The sequence below is a fragment of the Marinobacter iranensis genome, assembly GCF_029207565.1.
In the GTDB taxonomy this organism is placed as follows: Bacteria; Pseudomonadota; Gammaproteobacteria; order Pseudomonadales; family Oleiphilaceae; genus Marinobacter; species Marinobacter iranensis.
In genome coordinates this window covers 31,477-54,025 of the sequence record NZ_JANCMW010000018.1, presented here as the reverse complement: position 1 = coordinate 54,025, position 22,549 = coordinate 31,477, and the positions used below count along the sequence as shown (strand labels likewise).

Annotated in this window: 18 protein-coding genes; 12 read left to right on the top strand and 6 right to left on the bottom strand. The window is 59.7% G+C overall.

Annotated features, from left to right (window positions below; all coding sequences use genetic code 11):
• Positions 1-101: 101 nt before the first annotated feature.
• From NLU14_RS20515 to NLU14_RS20495, 5 genes are all read left to right on the top strand, one after another.
• Positions 102-1,931, top strand: coding sequence for an ABC transporter ATP-binding protein (locus NLU14_RS20515; protein ID WP_275710107.1), 1,830 nt, complete (start codon positions 102-104; stop codon positions 1,929-1,931).
• 202 nt (positions 1,932-2,133) lie between these two features.
• On the top strand, positions 2,134-4,896 hold the full coding sequence (gene acnA, locus NLU14_RS20510; RefSeq protein WP_275710105.1) for an aconitate hydratase AcnA: 2,763 nt from the start codon (positions 2,134-2,136) through the stop codon (positions 4,894-4,896).
• A gap of 138 nt (positions 4,897-5,034) precedes the next feature.
• Positions 5,035-5,358 carry a DUF2288 domain-containing protein gene (locus NLU14_RS20505; RefSeq protein ID WP_275710104.1) on the top strand — a complete coding sequence of 108 codons (324 nt, stop codon included), beginning with the start codon at positions 5,035-5,037 and terminating at the stop codon, positions 5,356-5,358.
• Positions 5,359-5,376: 18 nt separating this feature from the next.
• Entirely contained in the window at positions 5,377-5,748 is a 372-nt protein-coding gene (locus NLU14_RS20500) for a PA4575 family protein (RefSeq protein WP_275710102.1), read from the top strand.
• A 34-nt stretch (positions 5,749-5,782) separates the two neighbouring features.
• Complete coding sequence (locus NLU14_RS20495) at positions 5,783-6,694, top strand: LysO family transporter (RefSeq protein WP_275710100.1); 912 nt, start codon at positions 5,783-5,785, stop codon at positions 6,692-6,694.
• A gap of 29 nt (positions 6,695-6,723) precedes the next feature.
• Here the strand turns inward: NLU14_RS20495 and NLU14_RS20490 are convergent, their stop codons facing one another.
• Positions 6,724-7,533, bottom strand: coding sequence for a TatD family hydrolase (locus NLU14_RS20490; RefSeq protein WP_275710098.1), 810 nt, complete (start codon positions 7,531-7,533; stop codon positions 6,724-6,726).
• Between the two features lie 118 nt (positions 7,534-7,651).
• Between NLU14_RS20490 and NLU14_RS20485 the strand changes: the two genes are divergently transcribed.
• Positions 7,652-8,923, top strand: coding sequence for a D-amino acid dehydrogenase (locus NLU14_RS20485; protein WP_275710096.1), 1,272 nt, complete (start codon positions 7,652-7,654; stop codon positions 8,921-8,923).
• Between the two features lie 154 nt (positions 8,924-9,077).
• Here the strand turns inward: NLU14_RS20485 and NLU14_RS20480 are convergent, their stop codons facing one another.
• Entirely contained in the window at positions 9,078-9,782 is a 705-nt protein-coding gene (locus NLU14_RS20480) for a tRNA/rRNA methyltransferase (RefSeq protein WP_275710094.1), read from the bottom strand.
• On the opposite strand from NLU14_RS20480, the gene NLU14_RS20475 reads away from it, so the two are divergent.
• On the top strand, positions 9,781-11,028 hold the full coding sequence (locus NLU14_RS20475; RefSeq protein ID WP_275710093.1) for a methyltransferase: 1,248 nt from the start codon (positions 9,781-9,783) through the stop codon (positions 11,026-11,028). The two genes, NLU14_RS20480 and NLU14_RS20475, sit on opposite strands and share 2 nt — an antisense overlap.
• 15 nt (positions 11,029-11,043) lie before the next feature.
• On the opposite strand, the gene NLU14_RS20470 is transcribed toward NLU14_RS20475, so the two are convergent.
• Together NLU14_RS20470 and NLU14_RS20465 are read right to left on the bottom strand one after the other, a co-directional pair.
• Positions 11,044-11,538 (bottom strand): DUF4124 domain-containing protein, encoded by a 495-nt coding sequence (locus NLU14_RS20470; RefSeq protein ID WP_275710091.1) that lies wholly within the window; start codon positions 11,536-11,538, stop codon positions 11,044-11,046.
• A 3-nt stretch (positions 11,539-11,541) separates the two neighbouring features.
• Positions 11,542-12,552, bottom strand: coding sequence for a LacI family DNA-binding transcriptional regulator (locus NLU14_RS20465; protein WP_275710089.1), 1,011 nt, complete (start codon positions 12,550-12,552; stop codon positions 11,542-11,544).
• 270 nt (positions 12,553-12,822) lie between these two features.
• Between NLU14_RS20465 and NLU14_RS20460 the strand changes: the two genes are divergently transcribed.
• From NLU14_RS20460 to NLU14_RS20440, 5 genes are all read left to right on the top strand, one after another.
• Entirely contained in the window at positions 12,823-13,881 is a 1,059-nt protein-coding gene (locus NLU14_RS20460) for a sugar phosphate isomerase/epimerase family protein (RefSeq protein WP_275710087.1), read from the top strand.
• A 13-nt stretch (positions 13,882-13,894) separates the two neighbouring features.
• Positions 13,895-15,067, top strand: a complete 1,173-nt coding sequence (locus tag NLU14_RS20455) for a Gfo/Idh/MocA family protein (RefSeq protein WP_275710085.1) — start codon at positions 13,895-13,897, stop codon at positions 15,065-15,067.
• Positions 15,060-16,586, top strand: a complete 1,527-nt coding sequence (locus NLU14_RS20450) for a sugar ABC transporter ATP-binding protein (protein ID WP_275710083.1) — start codon at positions 15,060-15,062, stop codon at positions 16,584-16,586. Before NLU14_RS20455 ends, NLU14_RS20450 begins: the two co-directional genes overlap by 8 nt.
• Positions 16,583-17,569 (top strand): ABC transporter permease, encoded by a 987-nt coding sequence (locus NLU14_RS20445; protein WP_275710081.1) that lies wholly within the window; start codon positions 16,583-16,585, stop codon positions 17,567-17,569. The genes NLU14_RS20450 and NLU14_RS20445 overlap by 4 nt, the downstream gene beginning before the upstream one ends.
• A gap of 98 nt (positions 17,570-17,667) precedes the next feature.
• Positions 17,668-18,636 carry a substrate-binding domain-containing protein gene (locus NLU14_RS20440; protein WP_275710079.1) on the top strand — a complete coding sequence of 323 codons (969 nt, stop codon included), beginning with the start codon at positions 17,668-17,670 and terminating at the stop codon, positions 18,634-18,636.
• 82 nt (positions 18,637-18,718) lie between these two features.
• Here NLU14_RS20440 and NLU14_RS20435 read toward each other — a convergent pair whose 3' ends face one another.
• Together NLU14_RS20435 and NLU14_RS20430 are read right to left on the bottom strand one after the other, a co-directional pair.
• Positions 18,719-19,927 carry an OmpA family protein gene (locus tag NLU14_RS20435; protein ID WP_275710077.1) on the bottom strand — a complete coding sequence of 403 codons (1,209 nt, stop codon included), beginning with the start codon at positions 19,925-19,927 and terminating at the stop codon, positions 18,719-18,721.
• A gap of 146 nt (positions 19,928-20,073) precedes the next feature.
• Entirely contained in the window at positions 20,074-22,404 is a 2,331-nt protein-coding gene (locus NLU14_RS20430; protein ID WP_420845087.1) for an ATP-dependent helicase, read from the bottom strand.
• Between the last annotated feature and the right edge of the window lie 145 nt (positions 22,405-22,549).

Below are 22,549 nucleotides of genomic sequence, written 5' to 3'. Positions count from 1 at the left end.
ACATCAAGGGATTAAGGGGCAATGATGGCAGAAGGTCGGGTAGACTGTCACCGAATTTGCTGCGTATCCGTCTTGATGCACATGTTTTAATGGGGGATTTTTTGGAACAGTCGGCAGATCTGAATGCAGTCGGGTCGGATACGGCAGGCCGGCACGACAACCGGTATAGCTGGAGGGGCATCCTTTCCCTTGCCCTGAAGCACAAGCCGAGGCTGATACGGGCGAACCTGCTTGCCATCCTGGCCACGGTGGTCAGTGTGCCGATTCCCCTGTTGCTGCCAGTGCTGGTGGACGAAGTCCTGCTTGATGAAGCCGGCCCGGTGCTGCCTGTTATGCAGGCCATTCTTCCCCAGGCGTGGCACCTGCCGGTGGTGTATATCGGGCTGATGGTGGTGGCGGCGTTCCTGCTGAGATTGCTGTCGCTGACCTTCAATGTCCTCCAGTCCCGTGAATTCTCGAAGATCTCCAAGGACGTGGTGTTTCGCGTCCGTTCGCGTCTGCTGGGCCGGCTGCAACGGGTAGCCATGTCGGAGTACGAAACCCGGGGTTCCGGCGGTATCACCAGCCACTTCATCACCGACCTGGACACCATTGACCAGTTCCTCGGCACCACCATCAGCCGCTTCCTGGTGGCCAGCCTGACGGTCACCGGGACTGCCATCGTGCTGATGTGGGTGCACTGGCAGTTGGGGCTGCTGATCCTGCTGTTCAATCCGCTGGTGATCTTCGCCACCATGCTTATCGGCAAGCGGGTCAAGGAGCTCAAGCGCCAGGAAAACAGCGCCTACGAGGATTTCCAGGGCGACCTGACTGAAACCCTCGACGCCATCCATCAACTAAGGGCAGCCAACCGGGAGCAGCATTACCTGCGCCAACTGATCAGCCGTGCCCGCACGGTGCGTGATCATGCCATCCAGTTTGAATGGCGTAGCGACGCTGCCACCCGGGCCAGCTTTGCGTTGTTCCAGTTTGGCGTGGACACCTTTCGCGCAGCCGCAATGGTGACGGTGCTGTTCAGTGACCTGAGTATCGGCATGATGTTCGCCATCTTCGGCTACCTCTGGTTCATGCTCACCCCGGTGCAGGAAATGTTGAACATGCAGTACGCCTGGTTTGCGGCCAATGCGGCGCTGGGGCGCATCAACCGGTTGCTGGAACTGGAAGAGGAACCCCGTTATCCCGCCCTGGAAAATCCCTTCAAGGACCGGCACACCGTTGGTCTGACCCTGAAAAACATCCACTTCAGCTACGGTGAGGAAGCCGTGCTCAAGGGTATCGATCTGCACCTGGAGCCAGGCGAAAAAGTGGCGGTTGTCGGCGCCAGCGGCGGTGGCAAGTCCACCCTGGTGCAGGTGATCCTGGGTATGTACACGCCGCAACAGGGGGAAGTGCTGCTTGGCGGTGTGCTGGTCCAGCGCATTGGGCTACCCTGCCTGCGTGAGCATGTGGCTACCGTGCTTCAGCATCCTGCCCTGTTCAACGACACCGTACGCCAGAACCTGACGCTTGGCCGTGACAAAACCGACGCAGAAATGTGGCAGGCGCTCACTATCGCCCAGTTGGACAGAACCGTCGCCGACATGCCCCACCAACTGGACACCATGATCGGCCGCCAGGGGGTGCGCCTCTCCGGCGGTCAGCGCCAGCGGTTGGCCATTGCACGAATGGTGCTGTCCGATCCGTCGGTGGTGATCCTGGATGAAGCCACCTCCGCGCTGGATGCAGAAACCGAGTTCCAGTTACACCAGGACCTGGAAGCCTTCCTGCGCCAGCGTACCACCCTGATCATTGCCCATCGTCTCAGTGCCGTGAAACAGGCGGACCGGGTGTATGTCTTCGAGGATGGCTACATCTCCGAGGAGGGCCATCATGACGAATTGATTGCCCAGCAGGGGCTCTATGCGCAGCTATACGGCGATCGGCAGGCCTGAGGCGTGGTGGGGTATTCACCGCCGCAATACCGAACATTCACCGAACCGCGGTTGAAGTCTCGCGAATCGGTGCGATAGTTATAGGTGGCTTTCAAAATCAGGATCTTTGCATCAGCCTATTCACATTTGCCGGTGAGTACACTGATGCAAAGGCTCCTGCAAAGCCTTCCGGAATCCCTGGATAACGAAAAGGAGGCACCTCATGTCGAAAGAAAGCCTGAGTAAAGACAGTCTCAATACCCTTTCCAGCCTGGAAGCTGGTGATAAAACCTATCATTACTACAGCCTGCCGAAGGCTGCCGACACCCTGGGCAACATAGACAAGCTGCCATTCTCTCTCAAGGTGTTGCTGGAAAATCTGCTGCGCAATGAGGATGACACCACCGTGGATCGGGGCCATATCGATGCCATGGTGCAGTGGATGAAAGACCGCAAATCCGATACTGAAATTCAGTTTCGTCCTGCCCGTGTGCTGATGCAGGATTTTACCGGTGTGCCGGGCGTGGTGGATCTTGCTGCGATGCGAGAAGCGGTCAAGGCCGCAGGCAAGGATCCTGCGATGATCAACCCGTTGTCACCGGTGGACCTGGTGATTGACCACTCGGTGATGGTGGACAAGTTCGGTGATCCATCGTCTTTCCGCGACAACGTCACCATTGAGATGGAGCGCAACCAGGAACGCTACGAGTTCCTGCGCTGGGGCCAGCAGGCGTTTGACAACTTCCGGGTAGTCCCGCCCGGCACCGGCATCTGTCACCAGGTGAACCTGGAGTACCTGGGCAAGACGGTCTGGAGCAAGGATCAGGACGGTAAAACCATTGCCTATCCCGACACCCTGGTGGGTACCGACTCACACACCACCATGATCAACGGCCTGGGCATTCTGGGCTGGGGTGTTGGCGGTATTGAAGCGGAAGCAGCCATGCTTGGCCAGCCGGTATCCATGCTGATTCCGGAAGTGGTCGGTTTCAAGATAACCGGCAAGCTTCGGGAAGGTATTACCGCCACCGACCTGGTGCTCACGGTTACGGAAATGCTGCGCAAGAAAGGCGTGGTGGGCAAATTTGTGGAATTCTACGGTGATGGCCTGAAAGACATGCCTGTCGCTGACCGGGCCACCATCGCCAATATGGCTCCGGAGTATGGTGCCACCTGCGGCTTCTTCCCGGTGGACGAGCAAACCATCAAGTACATGAAGCTGACCGGCCGGGAAGACAGCCAGCTTGAGCTGGTGGAGGCCTATGCCAAGGCCCAGGGCCTTTGGCGTCAACCCGGTCAGGAGCCGGTGTACACCGATAACCTGGAACTGGATATGGGCGAAGTCGAGGCCAGCCTGGCCGGCCCCAAGCGCCCCCAGGACCGTGTTGCCCTGAGAAACATGAAGGCTTCATTTGAACTGCTGATGGAAACGGCCGAAGGCCCGGCGGAATCCCGTGAAGCCAAGCTGGAGTCTGAAGGTGGGGGTACCGCAGTCGGCGCCCAGAGTGCCTATTTCGAGCATCCCTTCAGCCAGCCAATGATGATGAACGGCGAAACCACGCGGCTGGACCCGGGTGCGGTGGTGATTGCTGCCATCACGTCCTGTACCAACACCTCCAATCCGAGCGTCATGATGGCCGCCGGCCTGATTGCCCAGAAAGCGGTGGCGAAAGGCCTGACCACTAAACCCTGGGTGAAGACCTCACTGGCTCCGGGCTCCAAAGTGGTCACCGACTACCTGCGGGTTGGCGGTTTCCAGGAGGATCTCGACAAACTCGGTTTCAACCTGGTGGGATATGGTTGTACCACCTGTATCGGTAACTCCGGGCCCCTGCCCGAAGAAGTCGAAAAGGCGATCAACGACGGCGATCTCACGGTGGCCTCGGTGCTTTCCGGCAACCGCAACTTCGAAGGCCGCGTGCACCCGTTGGTGAAAACCAACTGGTTGGCGTCGCCGCCGCTGGTGGTGGCCTATGCGCTGGCCGGCAACGTGCGCCTGGACCTTTCCGAGGATGCGTTGGGTGAAGACAAAGACGGTAACCCGGTCTATCTGAAAGACCTGTGGCCGAGCCAGCAGGAAATCGCCGAAGCGGTCGAGAAAGTGAAAACCGAGATGTTCCACAAGGAATACGCGGAAGTCTTCGACGGAGACGCCACCTGGAAATCCATCAAGGTACCTGAAAGCAAGGTGTATGAGTGGTCTGACAAGTCCACCTACATCCAGCATCCGCCCTTCTTCCAGGGCCTGAAGGAAGAGCCGGACGCCATTGAGGACATCAAGGATGCGAACATCCTGGCCCTGCTTGGGGACTCCGTCACTACCGACCATATTTCCCCGGCCGGGTCGTTCAAACCCGACAGCCCGGCAGGCAAATACCTGCAGGAACGTGGTGTGGAGCCGAAGGATTTCAACTCCTACGGTTCTCGCCGGGGTAACCACGAGGTGATGATGCGCGGTACCTTCGCCAACGTTCGCATCAGGAACGAGATGCTGGACGGCGTCGAAGGCGGGTTCACCAAACACGTACCCAGTGGCGAGCAGATGCCCATCTACGATGCGGCGATGAGGTACCAGGAAAACGACACCCCCCTGGTGGTCATCGCTGGCAAGGAATACGGCACAGGCTCCAGCCGGGACTGGGCTGCGAAAGGTACCCGGTTGCTGGGTGTGAAGGCGGTGGTTGCCGAGTCCTACGAGCGTATCCACCGTTCCAACCTGATTGGCATGGGCGTTATGCCGCTGCAGTTCCAGGACGGGGTGGATCGCAAGAGCCTGAAGCTCACCGGTGAAGAAACCATCAGCATCAAGGGCCTGTCAGGCGACATCAAGCCGGGCCAGAAGCTGGAGATGACGGTAACCTATCCGGATGGCAACACCGAAACCTGCGAACTGCTGTCGCGGATCGATACCGCCAATGAGGCGGTGTATTACCGCCATGGCGGCATTCTGCACTATGTGGTCCGGGAAATGCTGAAGTCAGCCTGAGTGAGGTGGAAGTGGCCCCGATTCTTTGGGATCGGGGCCCTTGCAACAGGTGCTCCGTGAGTGGTTTTGAGGTAAGCTGAAGGCATACAGCAGCGGTTCCAAAGCCAACAGCAACACAGGAGTGATCAAGAGCTGACCATGTCCTCTTCCCACCAGTCCCCCGACGACATCAAGGCAAAACTGAATCTGGAAACTTCCCGGATCGCCTGGCACGATCTGCAGGTTTACTATGCCCGTGGGCATGTGGTGAAGGTGGTTCCAGAACTGGATCTCCTGGATGTGGCAGCAGAACTGTCGGCTGATAACAAGGCCCAGTTTGAACGCTGGCTGGCTGAGGAGAAAGTAGGCGATGTTGCACCTGATCTTGCCCGCCATTGGTATGACGAAAACACCGAACTCTGGGCAGTGGTTATCGCGCCCTGGGTGCTGGTGCAGGACAGGTCCGGCCATGTACTTCACTGAACATTCCGGATCTGCGCCGTGAAACTGCACTATTTCCACGGACGTGGCCCGTTGCGGGCCTTGGTGATGGTTCGGGACCAACGTCGGGTCGAGCTGTTCATCAAGCCGGTCGGTGTCGAAATATGGGCGCTGGTTGCACTCAGCGGATCGGTGGATGGCCAGCCCGAGAAACACCGATGCCAGGGGCCCTACCGCTCTATCGCCCAGGCTGAGGCGGTGCTTCGCAGTGTTGCGGGTGCGCTGATGGGGCAGGATTACCAGCCCCAACCCCACGACTACGTAGTATGGTCAGTGATGGCCCAGCGTCTTGCCCGCACCATACGTACCGATCGCGACGCCAGTGCTGGCAAATTTCATTTTGATCCGGATCAGTACGAACCTATCGGCTGAACAGCCCTACCCATCAACATTTTCCGAGGACTTCATGCTGACCGGCGCACTGCTGATTCTGGCACCGCTTTTTCTGGGTTTTGCCCTGGCATTGGAGAACCGTCACCTGATGACGGCCATTCACTACGGGGTTGAAGGCCTGGTTTATTTTATCCTTGCCCTCCTGGGGCTGGGCCTTGGGCAGATGGAAGGCGTTGGCAGCCAGTTGGCCAATATGGCCTCTCAGGTCGCGGCCCTGGTCCTGGTGCTGTTGGTGGCCAATATGGCGGGTCTCTGGCTGTTCCACCGCTGGCAGCCAATGGCGGCCAGGGAAGATCATGTGGACCAGCCCCGGGGTTATCGTCGCCTGTTCCTGGCGGGGATGAAACCACTGGTGGCTGTTGTGGTGGGCGGTCTTGCCGGTTTCTACGTGCTGCCGGACCTGCCCATGGCGGAGGACGTGGCTACCTGGTCACTGATGTTGCTGCTGTTCTTGATCGGCCTGCAGCTGCGCAATGCCGGGCTGTCCCTGCGCAAATTGCTGCTGAACCGGCAGGGCCTGGGCATTGCCCTGGCCATGGCCGGCAGTTCCTTGCTTGCCGGCTTGGCACTGGTGCCCTGGCTGGATGCCGCCTGGAATGAATCGCTGGCGCTGGCTTCCGGGTTTGGCTGGTATTCGCTGTCCGGGATTGTGATCGGCGACGCCCTCGGGCCAGCCTGGGGTGGTGTGGCGTTTCTCAATGACGTGATCCGGGAGATCATTGCACTGGCCATTATTCCCCTATTAATCGGTCAGCGGCCCGCCATGGCAATTGGCTATGGTGGCGCGACCGCCATGGACTTCACCCTGCCGGTGATTCGCAGCAGTGGCGGTCTGGCCTGCGTGCCCGTGGCGATTGCCTCGGGGTTTATCCTGTCGTTCCTGTCACCGGTGCTGATGGCGGTGTTTCTGTCCCTTGGGGGATGATGGCCAGTTCGCCGATACAGGGTGTTTGATCATTGCCGCTGGAAGAACGTTCTCAGGCTATTGTCATAGGTCGTAGCCAATACGTCTTCCAGCGGCAGTTGTTTCACTTCGGCGATTTTCTCGGCAACAAACGGAATGTAGAAGGGGGCATTTTCCTTGCCGCGATAGGGTACCGGGGTCAGGAACGGAGAGTCCGTTTCCAGCAGGATCTGCCCGATGGGCGCCATGCGCACGATATCGCGAACGTTCTCGGCCTTGTTGAACGTGGTGATACCGTTAAAACCCAGGCACCAGCCTTCATCCAGCGCGTATTGAGCCAGCCCGGGGCCGGAGGTGAAGCTGTGGATCACGCCACGACGCTTGAGAGTGCCTTCGAACTCTTTCAGTATATCGATGGTGTCTTCGTCGGCTTCACGGCTGTGGATGACCACCGGCCGATCCGTGTCGCAGGCGATCTGGAGCTGGCGGCGGAAAACCTCACGCTGTACATCACGGTCCGCATTGTCGTAGAAGTAATCCAGACCAATCTCGCCCACCGCCACGATCTTGTCGTCGCCGGCATGGGCGCGGATCTCTGCTTCGGCATCGTCGGTGTATTTCTCGGCGTCGTGGGGGTGAACCCCCTGCGTGCCGTAGACCCAGGGCGCCGTCTGGCTCAGTTCACGCACCGTGGCCAGGTTGTCCGGTGACACGGCGATGGTGATTACGCGCTCGATATTGACCCGCTGCGCCTCGGCCAGGGTTTCCTCAAGGGGGCGGTCCTTGAGGTAGTCCAGGTGGCAGTGGGTTTCGATAATCGGCTGATCAAAAACGGGAATCTCGCGACGTTTCTTGCTCATTGTCGGCTTCTTTACTCCATCGCAACCCTGGAATTGGCTGCTATCCTGAGAACTTGGCCTCGTTAGTTTATCAGCTTGTTCGATTGTTGACCTGCATCGCTGTTATAGGGAGATATACATGCATATTATAGTTGTTGGCGGTGGCGTGGTTGGCGTAACCACGGCGTATGAACTGAATCGCCGGGGCCATCAGGTGACTGTACTGGAACGTCACGGCATCGCAGGCAATGAAACCAGCAAGGGTAACGCTGCCCAGCGCTCCTACGGCGTGGTCTATCCCTGGGCCGACCCCTCCATGGTGCTGAAGGCCATACCCTGGCTGTTCAAAAAAGACGGCCCTCTGAAAATGAGGATGCCGCCATCCATGAAAGCCCTGCGATTCATGTTGGCCACCCTGCGTTACGCCCGGTCACCTGGCCTGTTTGGCCTCAACAGGCGCGCCATGCTCCGCCTTGGCATCCACAGCCGCAAGCGCTTTCTGGCCCTTGAAAAGGAACTGGGCCTGCATTTTGACGGCGAGCACGAGGGGCTCCTCCATCTGGCCAGCACCCCGGAAGCCCTCGAAGGCTATCGCCAGACTCACCGAGTGCTCAACGAGCTTGGCATTGCTTCTCGCCTGCTGACTCCGGAGCAGGTTCGCGAAGCCGAACCCGGCATGACCGGTAACGGCCCACTCTACGGTGCCCTGAGCTACGACACCGACGGCACCGGCGACTGCCACCTGTTCTCCCGTGAACTGGCCAAAGCCTGCGAGTCCAAGGGCATAAGCTTCCGCTACAACACCGAAACCGAGCACCTCATCGCCGACGATCACCGGGTAACCGGCGTCGCTGTCCTCAACAAAGAAGGGAAAGCGGATACCCTTGAGGCGGATGCAGTGGTGGTCTGCGCCGGTTGCTGGTCCAACTCCCTGACTCGCCCCTTGGGCCTTGAACTGCCTATTTACCCGGTCAAAGGCTATTGCTTCACCGTGCCCCTGAAAGATCCCGACCGGGCGCCGGTCTCTACCATTCACGATGACAACTACAAAGTTGTCTCTACGCGGCTGGGTGACCGCTTACGCGCCTCCGGCTTTGTGGAACTGGCCGATTTTAACCGGGATATTCCCGAAGCCCGGTTGGCCACCATCCGCAAATCCGTGGAATCCCGCTTTCCGGGCTGCGCTGATTTGAAGGCCGCCGAATCCTGGACCGGTTTCCGCCCCATGACCCCGGACGGTCCTGCCATTATCGGCCGCGGGCCCCGGGAAAACCTGTTCCTGAATACCGGCCATGGCACGTTCGGCTGGACCCTCTCCGCGGGCAGTGCGTCGGTTATTTCCCAGTTGATTGATGGCGAGGAGCCTTCGGTGTGCCTTGATGCGTTTCGGCCTGGGCGGTTTGCCGAGTAGTGTTTTATCTGCTTCTGTGGGTGCTTGAGCCGTTCCGGTGGCCTCTCCCAAGATACGCTGTGAATACGTCCCTGTACGCTCGACGAAAACATCCATGTTTTCGACGATCTTGGGAGAGGCCACCGGAACGGCTCCCGTAGTTCGCAGTTGCCTATTACTCAGAATCAGAAGGTTTCCCAAGGCACCGCTCGATATTCCCACAGAGAGTATGCACAAAGCCGACGTCCCGCTCCGTGAGCAGGGGCAACCGTTCAAACACCCATTGAGACAGCTTACCGTCCGCCGGAGTATCTATCCGGGGCAGAAGGTGTTCCAGGCGCTGGCGTAAGGCACCGAGTTGGACGGCCGGGAGGGCTTGCTCGGGTTGTGTTACAGCCTTAGAGGCCAATTCGGACAACTCCCAGGCATAAAGCATGACGGCCTGGGACAGGTTCAGCGATGGGTAGGACACCGCCATGGGAAAGCCCGTCAGCAGATCGCACAGTGCCAACTCGTCGTTGGACAGGCCCCGGTCTTCGCGGCCGAACACCAGGGCCGCTGTGGCCACCGAGGCACCCTTGCTGGTGATAACCTCCCGCAGTTGCGCCGGCTCGTGCCAGTCCTGCCGGTTGTGGCGGGGTTTGGCGGATGTGGCCATCAGCAGGTCTACGGAGTTTCTTACCGCTGCCAGATCAGGGAAAATGCGCGCATTGTCCAGGATATGATCGCTGCCATGGGCCAGCCAGTGGGCCTCCGGGCGGGTGTGCAGGTCCGAATTGACCAGCCATAACTCCGCGAAGCCCATGGTACAGAGTGCGCGGGCGGCTGCTCCCACGTTTTCGGGAACCTTCGGTTCAACAAGTACAAAGGCCAGTTGCATGACGTTACCTCCGCCGGCAAGTTTACACGACCCGGACGCCTGTTTTTATCGCCACTGGCAGCAACTGAACGATTGGCTGGTGGCGCATCGGGAATTGTGGCAGCCGGCCCCGTTCACCGAGCCCGCTCCAGCCTGGACCCGCAAGTGGCCGGCGCTGGCGGAGCGGGTGGCGAATCTCTCAGATAATGACTGCGAACAACTGGATGATGACCCCGGCAAGCTTGCCAGAATGGCGGCCCGGGAGCTGCCTTCACTCGAAGCGTTTGACGATCTGACCCGTGTGCCGGCGTTGACCGGCGACCCTGCACAGCCGAACACGCTGCCTGAAACACGAGCCACCGACATGCCGGGCCGCAAGCGCCTGCAATCCGGCGCGTTTGCTTCCGCCATCCGGCCACTGGAACACGATGTACTGGACTGGTGTTGTGGCAAAGGTCACCTGGCTCGAACCCTGGCGCCGCTGTGTGACGGTAAGGTGACTGGGTTCGAGTGGAACCGGGCTCTGGTGGAAGACGGTAACCGCCTGGCGGCAAAGTTCGGGGATTCGGTCACTTTGCACTGCCAGGATGTGATGGCGGAAGGGTTGGTTATGCCCCGGGCCGCCCATGGCGTTGCCCTGCATGCCTGTGGTGATCTCCATCGCCGGTTGGTGCGTCGGGTGGCTGACGATGGCCTTCCGCGGCTGAGCTTCTCACCCTGTTGTTACCATCTCACGGAAACGCCGGACTACTGGCCTCTCTCTCAAAGGGCCGGGAGTTGTAGCAACGCGCTGGAACTGGCCCGGAACGATCTGCGGCTGGCGGTGCAGGAAACGGTCACTGCGCCGGAAAGGGTGCGGCAGCAAACCCACCAGATCAGCCGCTGGCGCCTGGGCTTTGACGGCCTGCAGCGTCAGCTGAGGGGTGTGGATACCTACCTGCCGGTACCGTCGCACCCGCCTGGCCTGATGAATGGGGATTTTGCCGGCTTCTGTCACTGGGCGGCCGGGAAGAAAGGCCTGGATTTGCCTGTGGAAACCGACTTTGGCCACTGGCGGGCCCATGGCGAACAACGGTGGCAGGAAGTGCGCCGCCATGAGCTTGTGCGCCATCTGTTTCGGCGGCCACTGGAGCTCTGGCTGGTGCTGGATTACGCGCTATTCCTGGGAGAGCAGGGCTATGAGGTTCGGTTGGGCACTTTTTGTGAGCGGCAGCTCACACCCCGCAACCTGCTGATCGACGCTGTGAAGCGAGCCGATACCCGCTGAGAAACGGTTAAACGCTCAGGGCTTGCGATACAACACTTTTTCCACACAGCCGTCGCGGAAATACACGTAGGTCAGTTCGTAAAGGGCACCGTAGTATTTTGTCTGGTACACCCAGGTTTCCTGTGGTGTGGGGTAGGTTTCCGGCGGGCGGCCAAAGGCTTTCAGTACGTGTTCCTTGGTCATGCCTTTCACCACCTGTTCCCGCACCAGATACCGTCTCAGATCGGTGGAGTTGATGAAGCGGCAGGTGCCTTCGGCCTGTTCCGGTTCAGGCTCATCCTCTTCAATGTTGGGCGCCTCGGAGCTTTGCTGTGGTGGCAGGTTCTGGCCGAAGCTGCCGCCAATCCGGTTATCCCGAACGGTGATCTCCTCGGAATCCTCGCCACAGGGCTGGTCAGAGAAACGGGTCCCATTGCCGGCTTCGCAGCGATAGATCTGTGCCCAGCCCAGGGCGGGGAAGGCCATCACAAGGATCAGCAAAAACCGGAGGCGGGCCACGGAGGTGAGCATAAGTCAGTCCCGGGGTGCCCGTGCCGTGCTGCTGCGCACAATAAGCTGGGTCTTGAGTGACTGGTCGAGCGGCACATTGCGCTGTTTCAGGATGTCCAGCAATAGCCGCATGGCGGTGCGGCCAATGGCCTCACGGGGCTGATGTACGGTGGTCAGTTCCGGCTCGCAGTACTGGCTGAAGCCGATATCATCGAAACCAATCACCGACAGCTGCTCTGGCACAACAACACCGGCATCCCGCGCCGCTTTCAGTACACCGATGGCCATTTCATCGTTCTGGCAAAAAATCGCCGTCGGGCGTTTTTTGTCTTGCTGCAGCAGGATGCGGCCTTGCTCATACCCCGAGTGGAAGGTGAAGTCTCCCTCCACAATCCAGTCGTCCTGAATGTTCAGCCCTGCATCTGCCAGCCCATGGCGGTAGCCCCTGAGGCGGTCCTTGCAAATCGGGTTTCGGGCCGGGCCCGTGATGGTGGCAATGCGCTGGTGCCCCAGGGCGACAAGGTATTCGGTGGCCTTATGGGCTGCCTGTTCGTTATCAATATGAATGGTTGGCAGCGACAGGTTGTCGAAGTACTCGCAGGCCATGACCAGAGGAAAACCGGCATCGGCCTGGCGCTCCCTCACCAGAGCCATTGGCACTTCAGTGGACAGCAGAATAATGCCGTCTGCCTGGTTGGAAGGCACCAGGTTGAAATACGACGCAACGCGATCGGGATTGTTTCCCGCATCGCCCAGCAGAACTTGATAGCCCGCCTGATGGGCGACGGATTCCAGGCCGCTGATCACGTCAGAGAAGAAGGGATTGGCAATATTTGGCAGGATAACGACGATGGTTCTTGATTCACTGCGTCGCAGGTTTCGTGCCGCGGCATTGAGTGAATAACCGACCTTGGCCACCGCCTGGGCGACACGATGACGGGTAGCGTCGGACACTTTTTCGGGGCTGGCCAGCGCACGGGATACGGTTGCAGTAGAGCAATTCGCCGCCCGGGCAACGTCTTTGATCGTCGGCATCGAATGACTTCTTCTGTGCGAGTTTCGCGATGGTACCACAGTCTTCACGTGCCCCGGTCTCAACGGTGAATGGTGCAGGTTAATGATAATAATGTAATGCTTTACATAAATCTAAGCCTAATCTCAGCTGCTGGTTGCAGAACCCCTCTAATTGGCACTTTTATACGATTAATGGCCTATCAGTATTGCTGAATAATCGAGCTTGACGCGCGTTTTTATGGCTGCTTAAATGTAATCGATTACAAACAAAAACAAGCAAGGCAAATCTTCATGAAAACCATACAGGGGCCAGGACTCTTCCTGGCACAGTACGTCAGCGACGAAGCGCCCTTCGATTCACTGCCAACACTGGCCGAATGGGCCTCGAAGCTTGGTTTCAAGGGCGTTCAGATCCCCACCTGGGACGAGCGACTGTTCGACCTCAAGCGCGCCGCAGAAGACCTGGACTATTGCCGGTCCATTCAGGACATGCTGAGCAAGCACGGCCTGGTCATTACCGAACTGTCTACTCACTTGCAGGGCCAACTGGTTGCGGTGCATCCGGTCTATGACGATGTCTTCGACGGTTTTGCACCACCGCACCTGCATGGCAACCCCGAGGCCCGCCAGGCCTGGGCAGTGGACCAGGTAAAGCTGGCCGCCAGGGCGAGCAAAAATCTTGGGCTCAAGGCGGTCGCAACCTTCTCCGGTGCACTGCTCTGGCCGTTTCTCTATCCCTGGCCGCAACGCCCGGCAGGCCTGGTGGAAGCCGGGTTCGAAGAGCTGGCCAAGCGCTGGCTGCCGATCCTTGAGGTGTATGACGAGGCCGGCATTGATCTGTGCTACGAGATCCATCCCGGCGAGGACCTGCATGACGGCGCTACCTTCGAGCGTTTCCTCAAAGCTACAAACCACCATCCCCGCAGCTGCATCCTCTACGACCCGTCCCACTTCCTGCTGCAGCAACTCGACTATCTGGCCTTTATCGACCATTTCCACGACCGCATTCGCATGTTCCATGTCAAGGATGCCGAATTTAACCCCACCGCCCTGCAGGGCGTGTACGGCGGCTATGAATCCTGGATTGAGCGAGCCGGCCGCTTCCGCTCCCTCGGCGACGGCCAGGTGGACTTCAAGGGCATTTTCTCCCGGCTGACGCAATACGATTTTGACGGCTGGGCGGTGATCGAGTGGGAATGCGCCATGAAACACCCCGAGCAGGGTGCCGCAGAGGGTGCGCGCTTCGTGAATGAACACATCATCCGTGTCACCGACCGCGCCTTCGACGATTTCGCCGATGCCGGTGTGGACGACGCGGGCAACAGGCGGTTGCTGGGCCTGAAAGACTGAGAGTGGTGTAACCATGACAATCACAAACCGCATTCGGCTGGGTATGATTGGCGGCGGCCAGGGCGCCTTTATCGGCGGTGTTCATCGCTACGCTGCACGGCTGGATGACCGCTACGAGCTGGTCGCCGGTGTGTTCAGTGCCCGGCCAGAGGTCAATCGTGCCTCAGCCGAAGAACTCAGGGTTGACCCGACACGTTGCTACGATGATGTATTGGCGTTGATTGCCGGCGAATCCGGCCGCGAAGATGGTGTCCAGGCGGTGGCCATCGTCACGCCCAATCACCTGCACTTCGAGGCGGCCAGAGCCTGCCTGGAGGCGGGCCTGCACGTGATCTGCGAAAAGCCGATGACGCTCACCGCAGACGAAGCGGAAACCCTGGCTGACCTGGCCCAACAGAAACAGGTGCAATTCCTGCTCACCCATCCCTACGTGGGCTACCCCCTGGTCCAGCACGCCCGGAAGATGGTCAAACGCGGTGACCTGGGCCAGCTGCGCATGGTTAACGTGGAGTATGTGCAGGAATGGCTGGCCGAAACCCCGGGGCCGGATAACAAGCAGGCGGACTGGCGGCTGGACCCCGCACGGGCCGGCGCCGCGGGTTGCCTGGGGGATATCGGCACCCACGCCTACCAGCTCTCAGCCTTTATTTCCTGCCTGACCCTGGACTCCGTCAGCGCCGACCTGAGCGCGATGGTCAAAGGCCGCCAGCTTGATGACAACGTTCACGCCCTGTTGCGCTATACCTCCGGCGCCAAGGGCATGCTCTGGGCCAGTCAGTGCGCCCCCGGGTTCGAGAACGGGCTGCGTATTCGCGTGGTCGGTGACCGGGCCTCGCTGGAATGGGCCCAGGAAAATCCCAACGAGCTCTGGTTTGCGCCACTCAACGCACCCCGCCAACGCATCACCCGGCGCGATGACTGGCTGGACGATGACATCGGCCGCAGCGTGCGCATTCCGGGCGGCCATCCGGAAGGTTACATCGAGGCTTTTGCCAATCTTTATCAGGCCCTGGCCGACGCACTCGACGGCGGTTCCGTGAGTTGGCTTCCTGATGCCAGCACCGGTGTGGATGGCCTGCACTTTATCAGCGCCGTGCTACGCTCCAGTCAGGCCGATGGCGCCTGGGCCGCGGTACCACCAGCGGTGGGCAAGGAGCGTCGATCGGGGAGGCGCAGCGATGACTGACCCGATTATCCGCACCCACAACCTGTGCAAGTCGTTCGGGCCGGTCAGCGTGTTGAAGAACATCTCCCTGGATATCCAGCCCGGTGAAGTGCTGGGCATCCTGGGCGAGAACGGCGCCGGCAAGTCCACGCTGCTCAAACTCATCAGCGGGGTCTACACGCCTACCAGCGGCACCATCGAGATCCAGGGCGAAGCCTTCAAACAGCTGGACCCGATCCTGTCCCGGCACAAGGGCATCGCCATGATCCCTCAGGAATTCAACCTGGTGCCCACGCTCAAGGTGTACGAGAACGTTTTCCTGGGCCAGGAACGCCGCCGCAGGGGGCTGCTGGACAAGGCCACCATGCGCGCGGAAACCGCCCGGGTGCTCAAGTCGCTCAAGGTCACTCTCAATCCCGATGCCACCATCAGCGAACTCAGTGTCGCGGAGAAGCAGATGGTGGAAGTGGCGCGGGTGCTGGTGAACGACGCCCGGGTGGTGATCCTGGACGAGCCCACTACCGTGCTCACAGATCGCGAAGTAACGGTGCTGTTCGATGTGGTTCGCGCCATGCAGGCGCGCGGCGTTGCCGTGCTGTTCATCTCCCACAAGCTCAAGGAGGTGAAGAACCTCTGCCAGCGCCTGTTGATCCTGCGGGACGGCGAGCAGGTGGATCTCTGTGATGTGGCCGATGTGAACGAGGACGATATGGCCCGCAAGATGGTTGGGCGTGAACTGTCCCAGACCTTCCCGGAGAAACAGGACCATCCTACCTCCGTGGCTCTGGAACTGAAAAACCTGAACATTCCTGGCCTGGTCCGGGACGTCAGCCTGAAACTCCACCACGGCCAGGTGCTGGGATTATCCGGACTGGTGGGCTCGGGCCGCACGGAAATCGCCGAGGCGCTGATGGGTCTGCGCCGCCATACCAAAGAGAAACTCGTCATCAACGGCAAGGAGCCGGTCATTCGCTCGCCCAGCGATGCCCACGCGGCGGGCTTGGCCTACCTGTCGGAAGACCGGCAGGGCAAGGGCCTGGTGATGAATTTCAGCCTGACTGAGAACATCACCCTGCTTAGCCTCAGGAAGTACACCGCCGGGCTGATCAGCCGCTCCAGGGAGCGCCGCCAGGCCCGGGAGTTCCAGTCAAAACTGGCCATCAAGGCTGCCAGCCTGGAGACCCCTGTCGGCCTGCTCAGTGGTGGCAACCAGCAGAAGGTGTACCTGGCCAAGCTGCTGGATATCGACCCGGACATCCTGATCCTGGACGAGCCCACCCGTGGCATCGACGTCAACACCAAGCGCGAGATCTATTACCTGATCCGCGGCCTGGCCGAGCAGGGCAAGGCGGTGATCGTGATTTCGTCGGAGTTGGAAGAAATTATCGGCCTGTGTGATCCGGTGCTGGTGGTGCGCGAGGGGCGCATCGCCGCACAACTGACGGGTGACCAGATCAACGAAGAAGACATCATGCTATACGCGGCCGGCGCGCGGGAGACCGCCGCCGGAACGACAGAACAACAAGGAATAACTCCATGAACCAGGCCAGACTCGCCGGAGCCCGGCTCTCCGACCGCCTCCGCAGCAGCGGTCTTGATTTCAGTATCCTGGCGCCGCTGATCGCGTTGGTCGTGCTGCTGGTGATTTCGTCACTCGCCAGCGAATACTTTCTCGACCTGCGCAACCTGACCAACATCGCCCGCCAGGTGTCCTACACCGGCATCATCGCCATTGGCGTTACCTTCGTGATCATTGCCGCAGGCATCGACCTGTCGGTAGGCTCGATGGTTGCTCTGGTGGGTGTGGTGTTGGTGTACATCATCAACCAGTTCGCCGACCCGGTGCAGGGTGTCATCATCGGCCTGGCCATGGCGGTACTGAGCGGTGCACTGTTCGGGCTGGTCAATGGCGCACTGGTCACCTGGGGCCGGATTACCCCTTTTATTGCCACCCTGGCCACTATGTCGATCTACCGCTCGCTGGCGCTGTATTTCTCCGATGCCGGCGAAATGGTCTCGACCAACTCCCTGTTCCCGGAAATCGGTGGCGGCTATCTGCTGGGCCTGCCGATTCCGGTCTGGACGTTCCTGATCATCGCCGTGCTTGCCCATATCCTGCTGGCGCACACGGCTTTCGGCCGCCACCTGTGCGCTGTGGGTTCCAACGCGCAGGTGGCCCGCTATTCAGGCATCCGGGTGCAGCGGATCATTCTCACCACTTTTGTAATTGCCGGGGCCTGCGTAGGGATCTCGTCGATCATGCTGGCTTCGCGCCTGAATTCCATCAGCCCCAGCGATGCCGGGGTGTTCTACGAGCTGGATGCCATTGCCGCCGTGGTCATTGGCGGCACGGCCCTTTCTGGTGGGCGCGGCTCGATCTGGGGCACGGTACTGGGTGCTCTGATCCTGGGTGTGATCAACAACATGCTCAATATGTTGGGGGTCTCCCCGTACCTGCAGGGGCTCGTTAAAGGCGGCGTCATCCTGGTGGCGGTGCTGATGCAGTACAAACAAAGCCGTTAGCCCGTAGCGCTGGCGGCTGAAAACCATGGCGCAAGCCATTTGATCGCAACGGCATGCTGTATGCCGGTTACAACAACAAAACAGAAGGGATCATCATTATGAGACTCAAACGACTGATCAAAGGCGCCCTGCTCGTCGGGGCTTTGGTATTGGCGCCCTTTGCCGCCAGCCAGGCGGACTACCGCATCGGCGTCAGCGTACCGGCCGCTGACCATGGCTGGACCGCCGGCCTGCTCTGGTGGGCACAGAAGGCCGCCGACGACCTGGCCAAGAAGTACCCGGATACCGAATTCTTCGTGGTCGCGGCCAACTCCGGCACCAAGCAGGTGGCGGATGTGGAGGACCTGATGGTCAAGCAGATCGACGCACTGGTCATCCTGCCCCACAACCCGGCCACCCTGCAGCAGGTCATTTCCGAGGCCTACGACAGCGGCATTTACACCGTGGTCGTTGACCGGGAGCTGGAAACCCCGGCGCAGAATGTCTTCATCGCCGGTGATAACGCGGGTATGGGACGCGAGGCCGCCAGGTTCATGGCCGAGAAGATGGATGGAAGTGGTAACGTTATCGTCATCGAAGGCATGCCGATTCCTATCAACGCCCAGCGGGTCAATGCCTTTAACGAAGTCATGGCGAAACACCCGGATATCAAGATCCTCGACTCGCAGCCTTCGGACTGGTCACCGCAAAAGGCCTTGCGCGTCATGGAAAACCTGCTGCGCAAGCACCGCGACGTGGATGCTGTCTGGGCCGGTGACGACGACGTGCTGAAGGCCGTCATGCAGGCCATCGAGGAAGCCGGCCGTGACGACATCAAGCTGGTTGTCGGCGGTGGCGGTTCGAAAGATGTGATCGGCATGATCAAGGATGAGCATGAGGTGGTACAGGCCACTGTCACTTATCCGCCATCCATGGTGGCCTCGGCCATCGCCCTGGCCAATACCGGAGTACGTGGCGAGAACCTGGGTGATATGTACCACCATGTGCCCGCGCGCATTGTGCTGGATGCCGAATTGATCACCGAAGAAAACGCTGAAAACTATTACGTGGAAGACGCCGCTTACTGAACGGTAGGAGCGTCCAGCCCCCAAACGAAAAATGCCCCGGAACGGAGTCCGGGGCATTTCGGTTTTCTGCTCAACGCTATGGTTAGCGGCGAACCTGGATGCGGGCTTCGACCCGACGATTCTCCGCACGGCCTGCCGCAGTGTCATTGCTGGCAACCGGTTGGGACTCACCGTAACCGACCGCGCTCACACGATCCGCGCTGATGCCCAGCGCATCGGTCAGGCGGGTGGCAACGGCTTCAGCGCGGCGCTGGGACAGGAAGCGGTTGTATTCCGCCTCGCCAATGCTGTCACTGTGACCGGCGATTTCCACGGTGGTTTCCGGGTATTCGAGCATGAAGTTGGCGACACGGCGAATCTCATTGTCGAAGGCGTCGCCGATGACTGAACTGTTGGTCGGGAACTGCACATTCAGTTCGATGGTTTCAACGGTTTCTGATACTCCTTCGCAACCAGTGGCGTCAACGTCTGCTCCTGCAGTGGTGCCATGGCACTGGTCCGCACTGTTGACCACGCCATCGTTGTCGCTGTCCAGTTCACATCCACGGTTGTTTACGCTGGCACCCGCAGGTGTATTGGGGCATTGGTCCATTCTGTTGGCAACGCCGTCACCGTCGTTGTCCCGCTCACAGCCGTTGCTGTCGACACTGACACCGGCCGCTGTGCCCGGGCACTGATCACGATTGTCGGGCACGCCGTCATTGTCGGCATCCGTTGGCTCGCGGGGCTCGGGCTTTGATTCAGAGACGGTACGGTTGAAGGCAAAGCTCAGGCCCAGGGACGCCTGGGTGTCAAAAGTGCTTTCATCAAGGCCGTGGAACTCACGCAATTCAGCGCGGATGGACACGCTGTCACTGACGTTGTAGCGGAAACCTGCCCCTACGTTGACCCGGGTCTCTTCATGGTTGGAGCCGGCGGTCTGGTAACTCAGGACATCGTCGCCGAAGTCAGCGTGACCGGCGCCAGCCGACACGTACGGGTTCCAGGCCTGGTCCTGCCCGGCGAAGTAGTAGATGCCGTCCAGGCGATATTCATTGAAGTCGCTACTGCCGCTTACGTACTTGCGGTCAGCATCGGCCTTGGAATAAACCCCTTCAACGGCCCAGTTGGGATGGAAACGGAACTCGGCGCCGATGCCCAGAGTACCGGTTTCACTCAGGTCACGCTTGTCGTCAAACAGCTGAAAGCCGGCAAACGGGTTCAGGTAAATGGTTTGCTCGCGTTCGGCAAGTGCGGGTGTTGCAAGGGATGTCGTCAAGGCCGCAATGGCCAGTGGGCGTATGATGTTCATGCAGAACCTCCTGTTCGATTATCATTATTAAAAAACTCAACGCGTACTTTCTCATAAAGCAATGTTGCTGCGTACTTACGTGAAATTTAAGTCAGAGGATTCAAAAAAACAAAAAAAGAGACTCAGTGTTACGTCCGCAATTGTACTCAGGCCCTTGATGACAGGGGGGTGAAATACAAGTGGGCGCTTTTTTTGCTGAAATTGAGTGTTTCGCCATTGTCGAACGCAACCTCGAAGGAGCTGTCGTCCTCTCCCGTCACCGAACCGGATCCGAAGATCGCGTGGCTGAGCCGGCCCATGGCCCATAACGGCGCCGACTGTTCCGTTGTCGCTTCGGCACTACCGTTGAGTGTGATGCCCTGCCGTTTGGCATAGCGAAGGCTGGTGGGCGTTAGCGGCGCGGTCGTGGTTAATGTGTTGTCCGTGCCGGTCTCGCGCTTGTCCAGCCACTGGCCGAACTCCCGCGAGAGTGGAAAACACAGCTCATCGACGAACCGGCTCGGCCCCTGGTCACCGTCCAGGTGCCGTTTTTCGCCGAAGGGGCGGGTAATCAGGTGAAGCTGTTCCCGGGTGCGGGTCATGGCCACGTAAAGCAAACGGCGTTCGCTCTCCAGGAAAGCCTTGGGGTCGTCCTGTGCACGGGGGCTGTAGGGCAGGTACTTTTCCTGTAGCCCTGGCAGGATAACGGTGGGCCACTCCAGCCCCTTGGTGCGGTGTATGGTGGATAGCAGGGCACCGCCCCGGCGGTTCTCACCTGCCTGTTTTTTCAGGGCCTTCAGGTGCTCAAGCGCACCTTCGATGCTGACATCCAGCCCTGCCAGGTACAGCCTGAAGCCACGGACTGTCTCGATGCGTTCGTCTGCGGTTTCATGGGTCAGTGCCAGGCTGCGGATCCCCTCGTAGAGCTCGGTTTCGTCGGCGTAGCGAGTGATCAGCTCCGCCACCGAGCCCCTGAAGTTGCGCAGTTGTGCCAGTATCTCTCCCAGTTTGCGGAGTTTTTTGGCGGCCATGGGAGCCAGGGCGTCGAAGTCCATGGCCAGCAGCCGTTCATGCCAACCATCGCCAAAGCCGGCCAGGAAGCGGGCGAGTTGTTCCAGCTCCGGCTCCTTCAGGCCCACATGGGGGAAGCGCAGCAATTGCCGGGCAACCTCGAGTCGGTCGTCGTCGGGCAGGTTGCTGATACGCCCGGATACCACCATCAACAGGCTGGTGATGGCCTGAACCTCACGGCTGAACAGGGCACCCTTGCCAGCGTCTATGCGATAGGGCACCTGCCGCGCCAGCAGTTTCAATTCAATGGGCACGCTCTGGCTCCATACCCGGAACAGGATGGCGGTGTTGCCAAGGGCTGCTTCGTCCATGGGCTGGAGCAGCTTGAGGACGATCTCGCTGTCGTTTTCCTGCTGGTGCAGGGTGATCGCCGTTTGTGGTGTGGACGGGTGGGAGTGACACAGCACGTCCTTGCGCCCGGTGTTGTGACAGATCAGGTGGTTGGCCAGCAGGGCCACCTGGTGACCGTAGCGAAAGGTGTAGCTCAGGGTCTGTTCCAGCGGGCTTTCGAATTCCTCGCTGAAGCGCTTGAGGATAAAGTCGGGCTTGGCCCCCCGGAACTCATAGATGGTCTGGTCCGGATCGCCGACCACGGTAACCCTTGCGCGCTCTCCGGCGACGTATCGCAGCAGCAGGTGCTGTATCTCGTTGGTGTCCTGATACTCGTCCACCAGCACCAGGTCCATCTTGTTGCCCACTAACCGTTGCAGCGGCGGGTTCTGGTGGATGGCCATCACCGGTTCGTAGAGCATGTCGGCGTAGCTGATCCGGCTCTGGGATTTGCGCCATTGCTCGAAACTGTGGAACAAATCGATCAGGTAACGGTGCTTGTCGGAGTAACCGAGTTCCTCGAAAACGATGTCCACCGGCGACAGGGTGGTTTTCACCAGATCGATGAAGTTGACGGCGGTTTCCACGAAGTCTTTCTTGTTGCGGCGGATTTCATCCGCCAGGTCTTCCGGCGCCAGCCGGCGGGTGAGTTGCCAGGCCTGGTAGCTGATTTCCTGGTCGGTCAGGATTTTGTCCGAAAACCCAGGCAGGAAGCCTTCCCGTACAAACCGTTTGTACAGCCGCAGGCCCATGGCGTGGTAGGTGCGAATTTCGGGTGTCGCAAGGCCGAGATTGCGGGTTGTTTCCTGTAGTTTACGCTCGAAATCCACCCTTGCGCTGCGGTTGAACATCAGTACCAGCATCCGGTTCGGGTCGTGCCCCTGTTCCAAAAGGTAGCGGATGCGCCAGGCCAGTGTTGAGGTTTTACCACTGCCGGCCACGGCCGTAATCACCACATGCTCAAAGCCTGCGGTGATGATGGCCCGCTGCTCGTCGGTGAGGTAATCCGGTAGCGTGGTCGTTTCGAGGTTTTGGGGTGGAGGTTGCATGGCGTGTATTGTACCGGGCTGCTGGTAGTGCTGATACTGGTGCCGCATAATCCTGTTACTTTTGTGCATGGTATCTGGAGTTAATCGCTTATTGGGTGCAGGAGGGTTTGGACGGTCTCTTCCAAAACACGCTCAAGCACATCCCTGTGGCGCTTGGGCTCCGCCATCCATGGCTCCGCACAGTTTTGGAAGA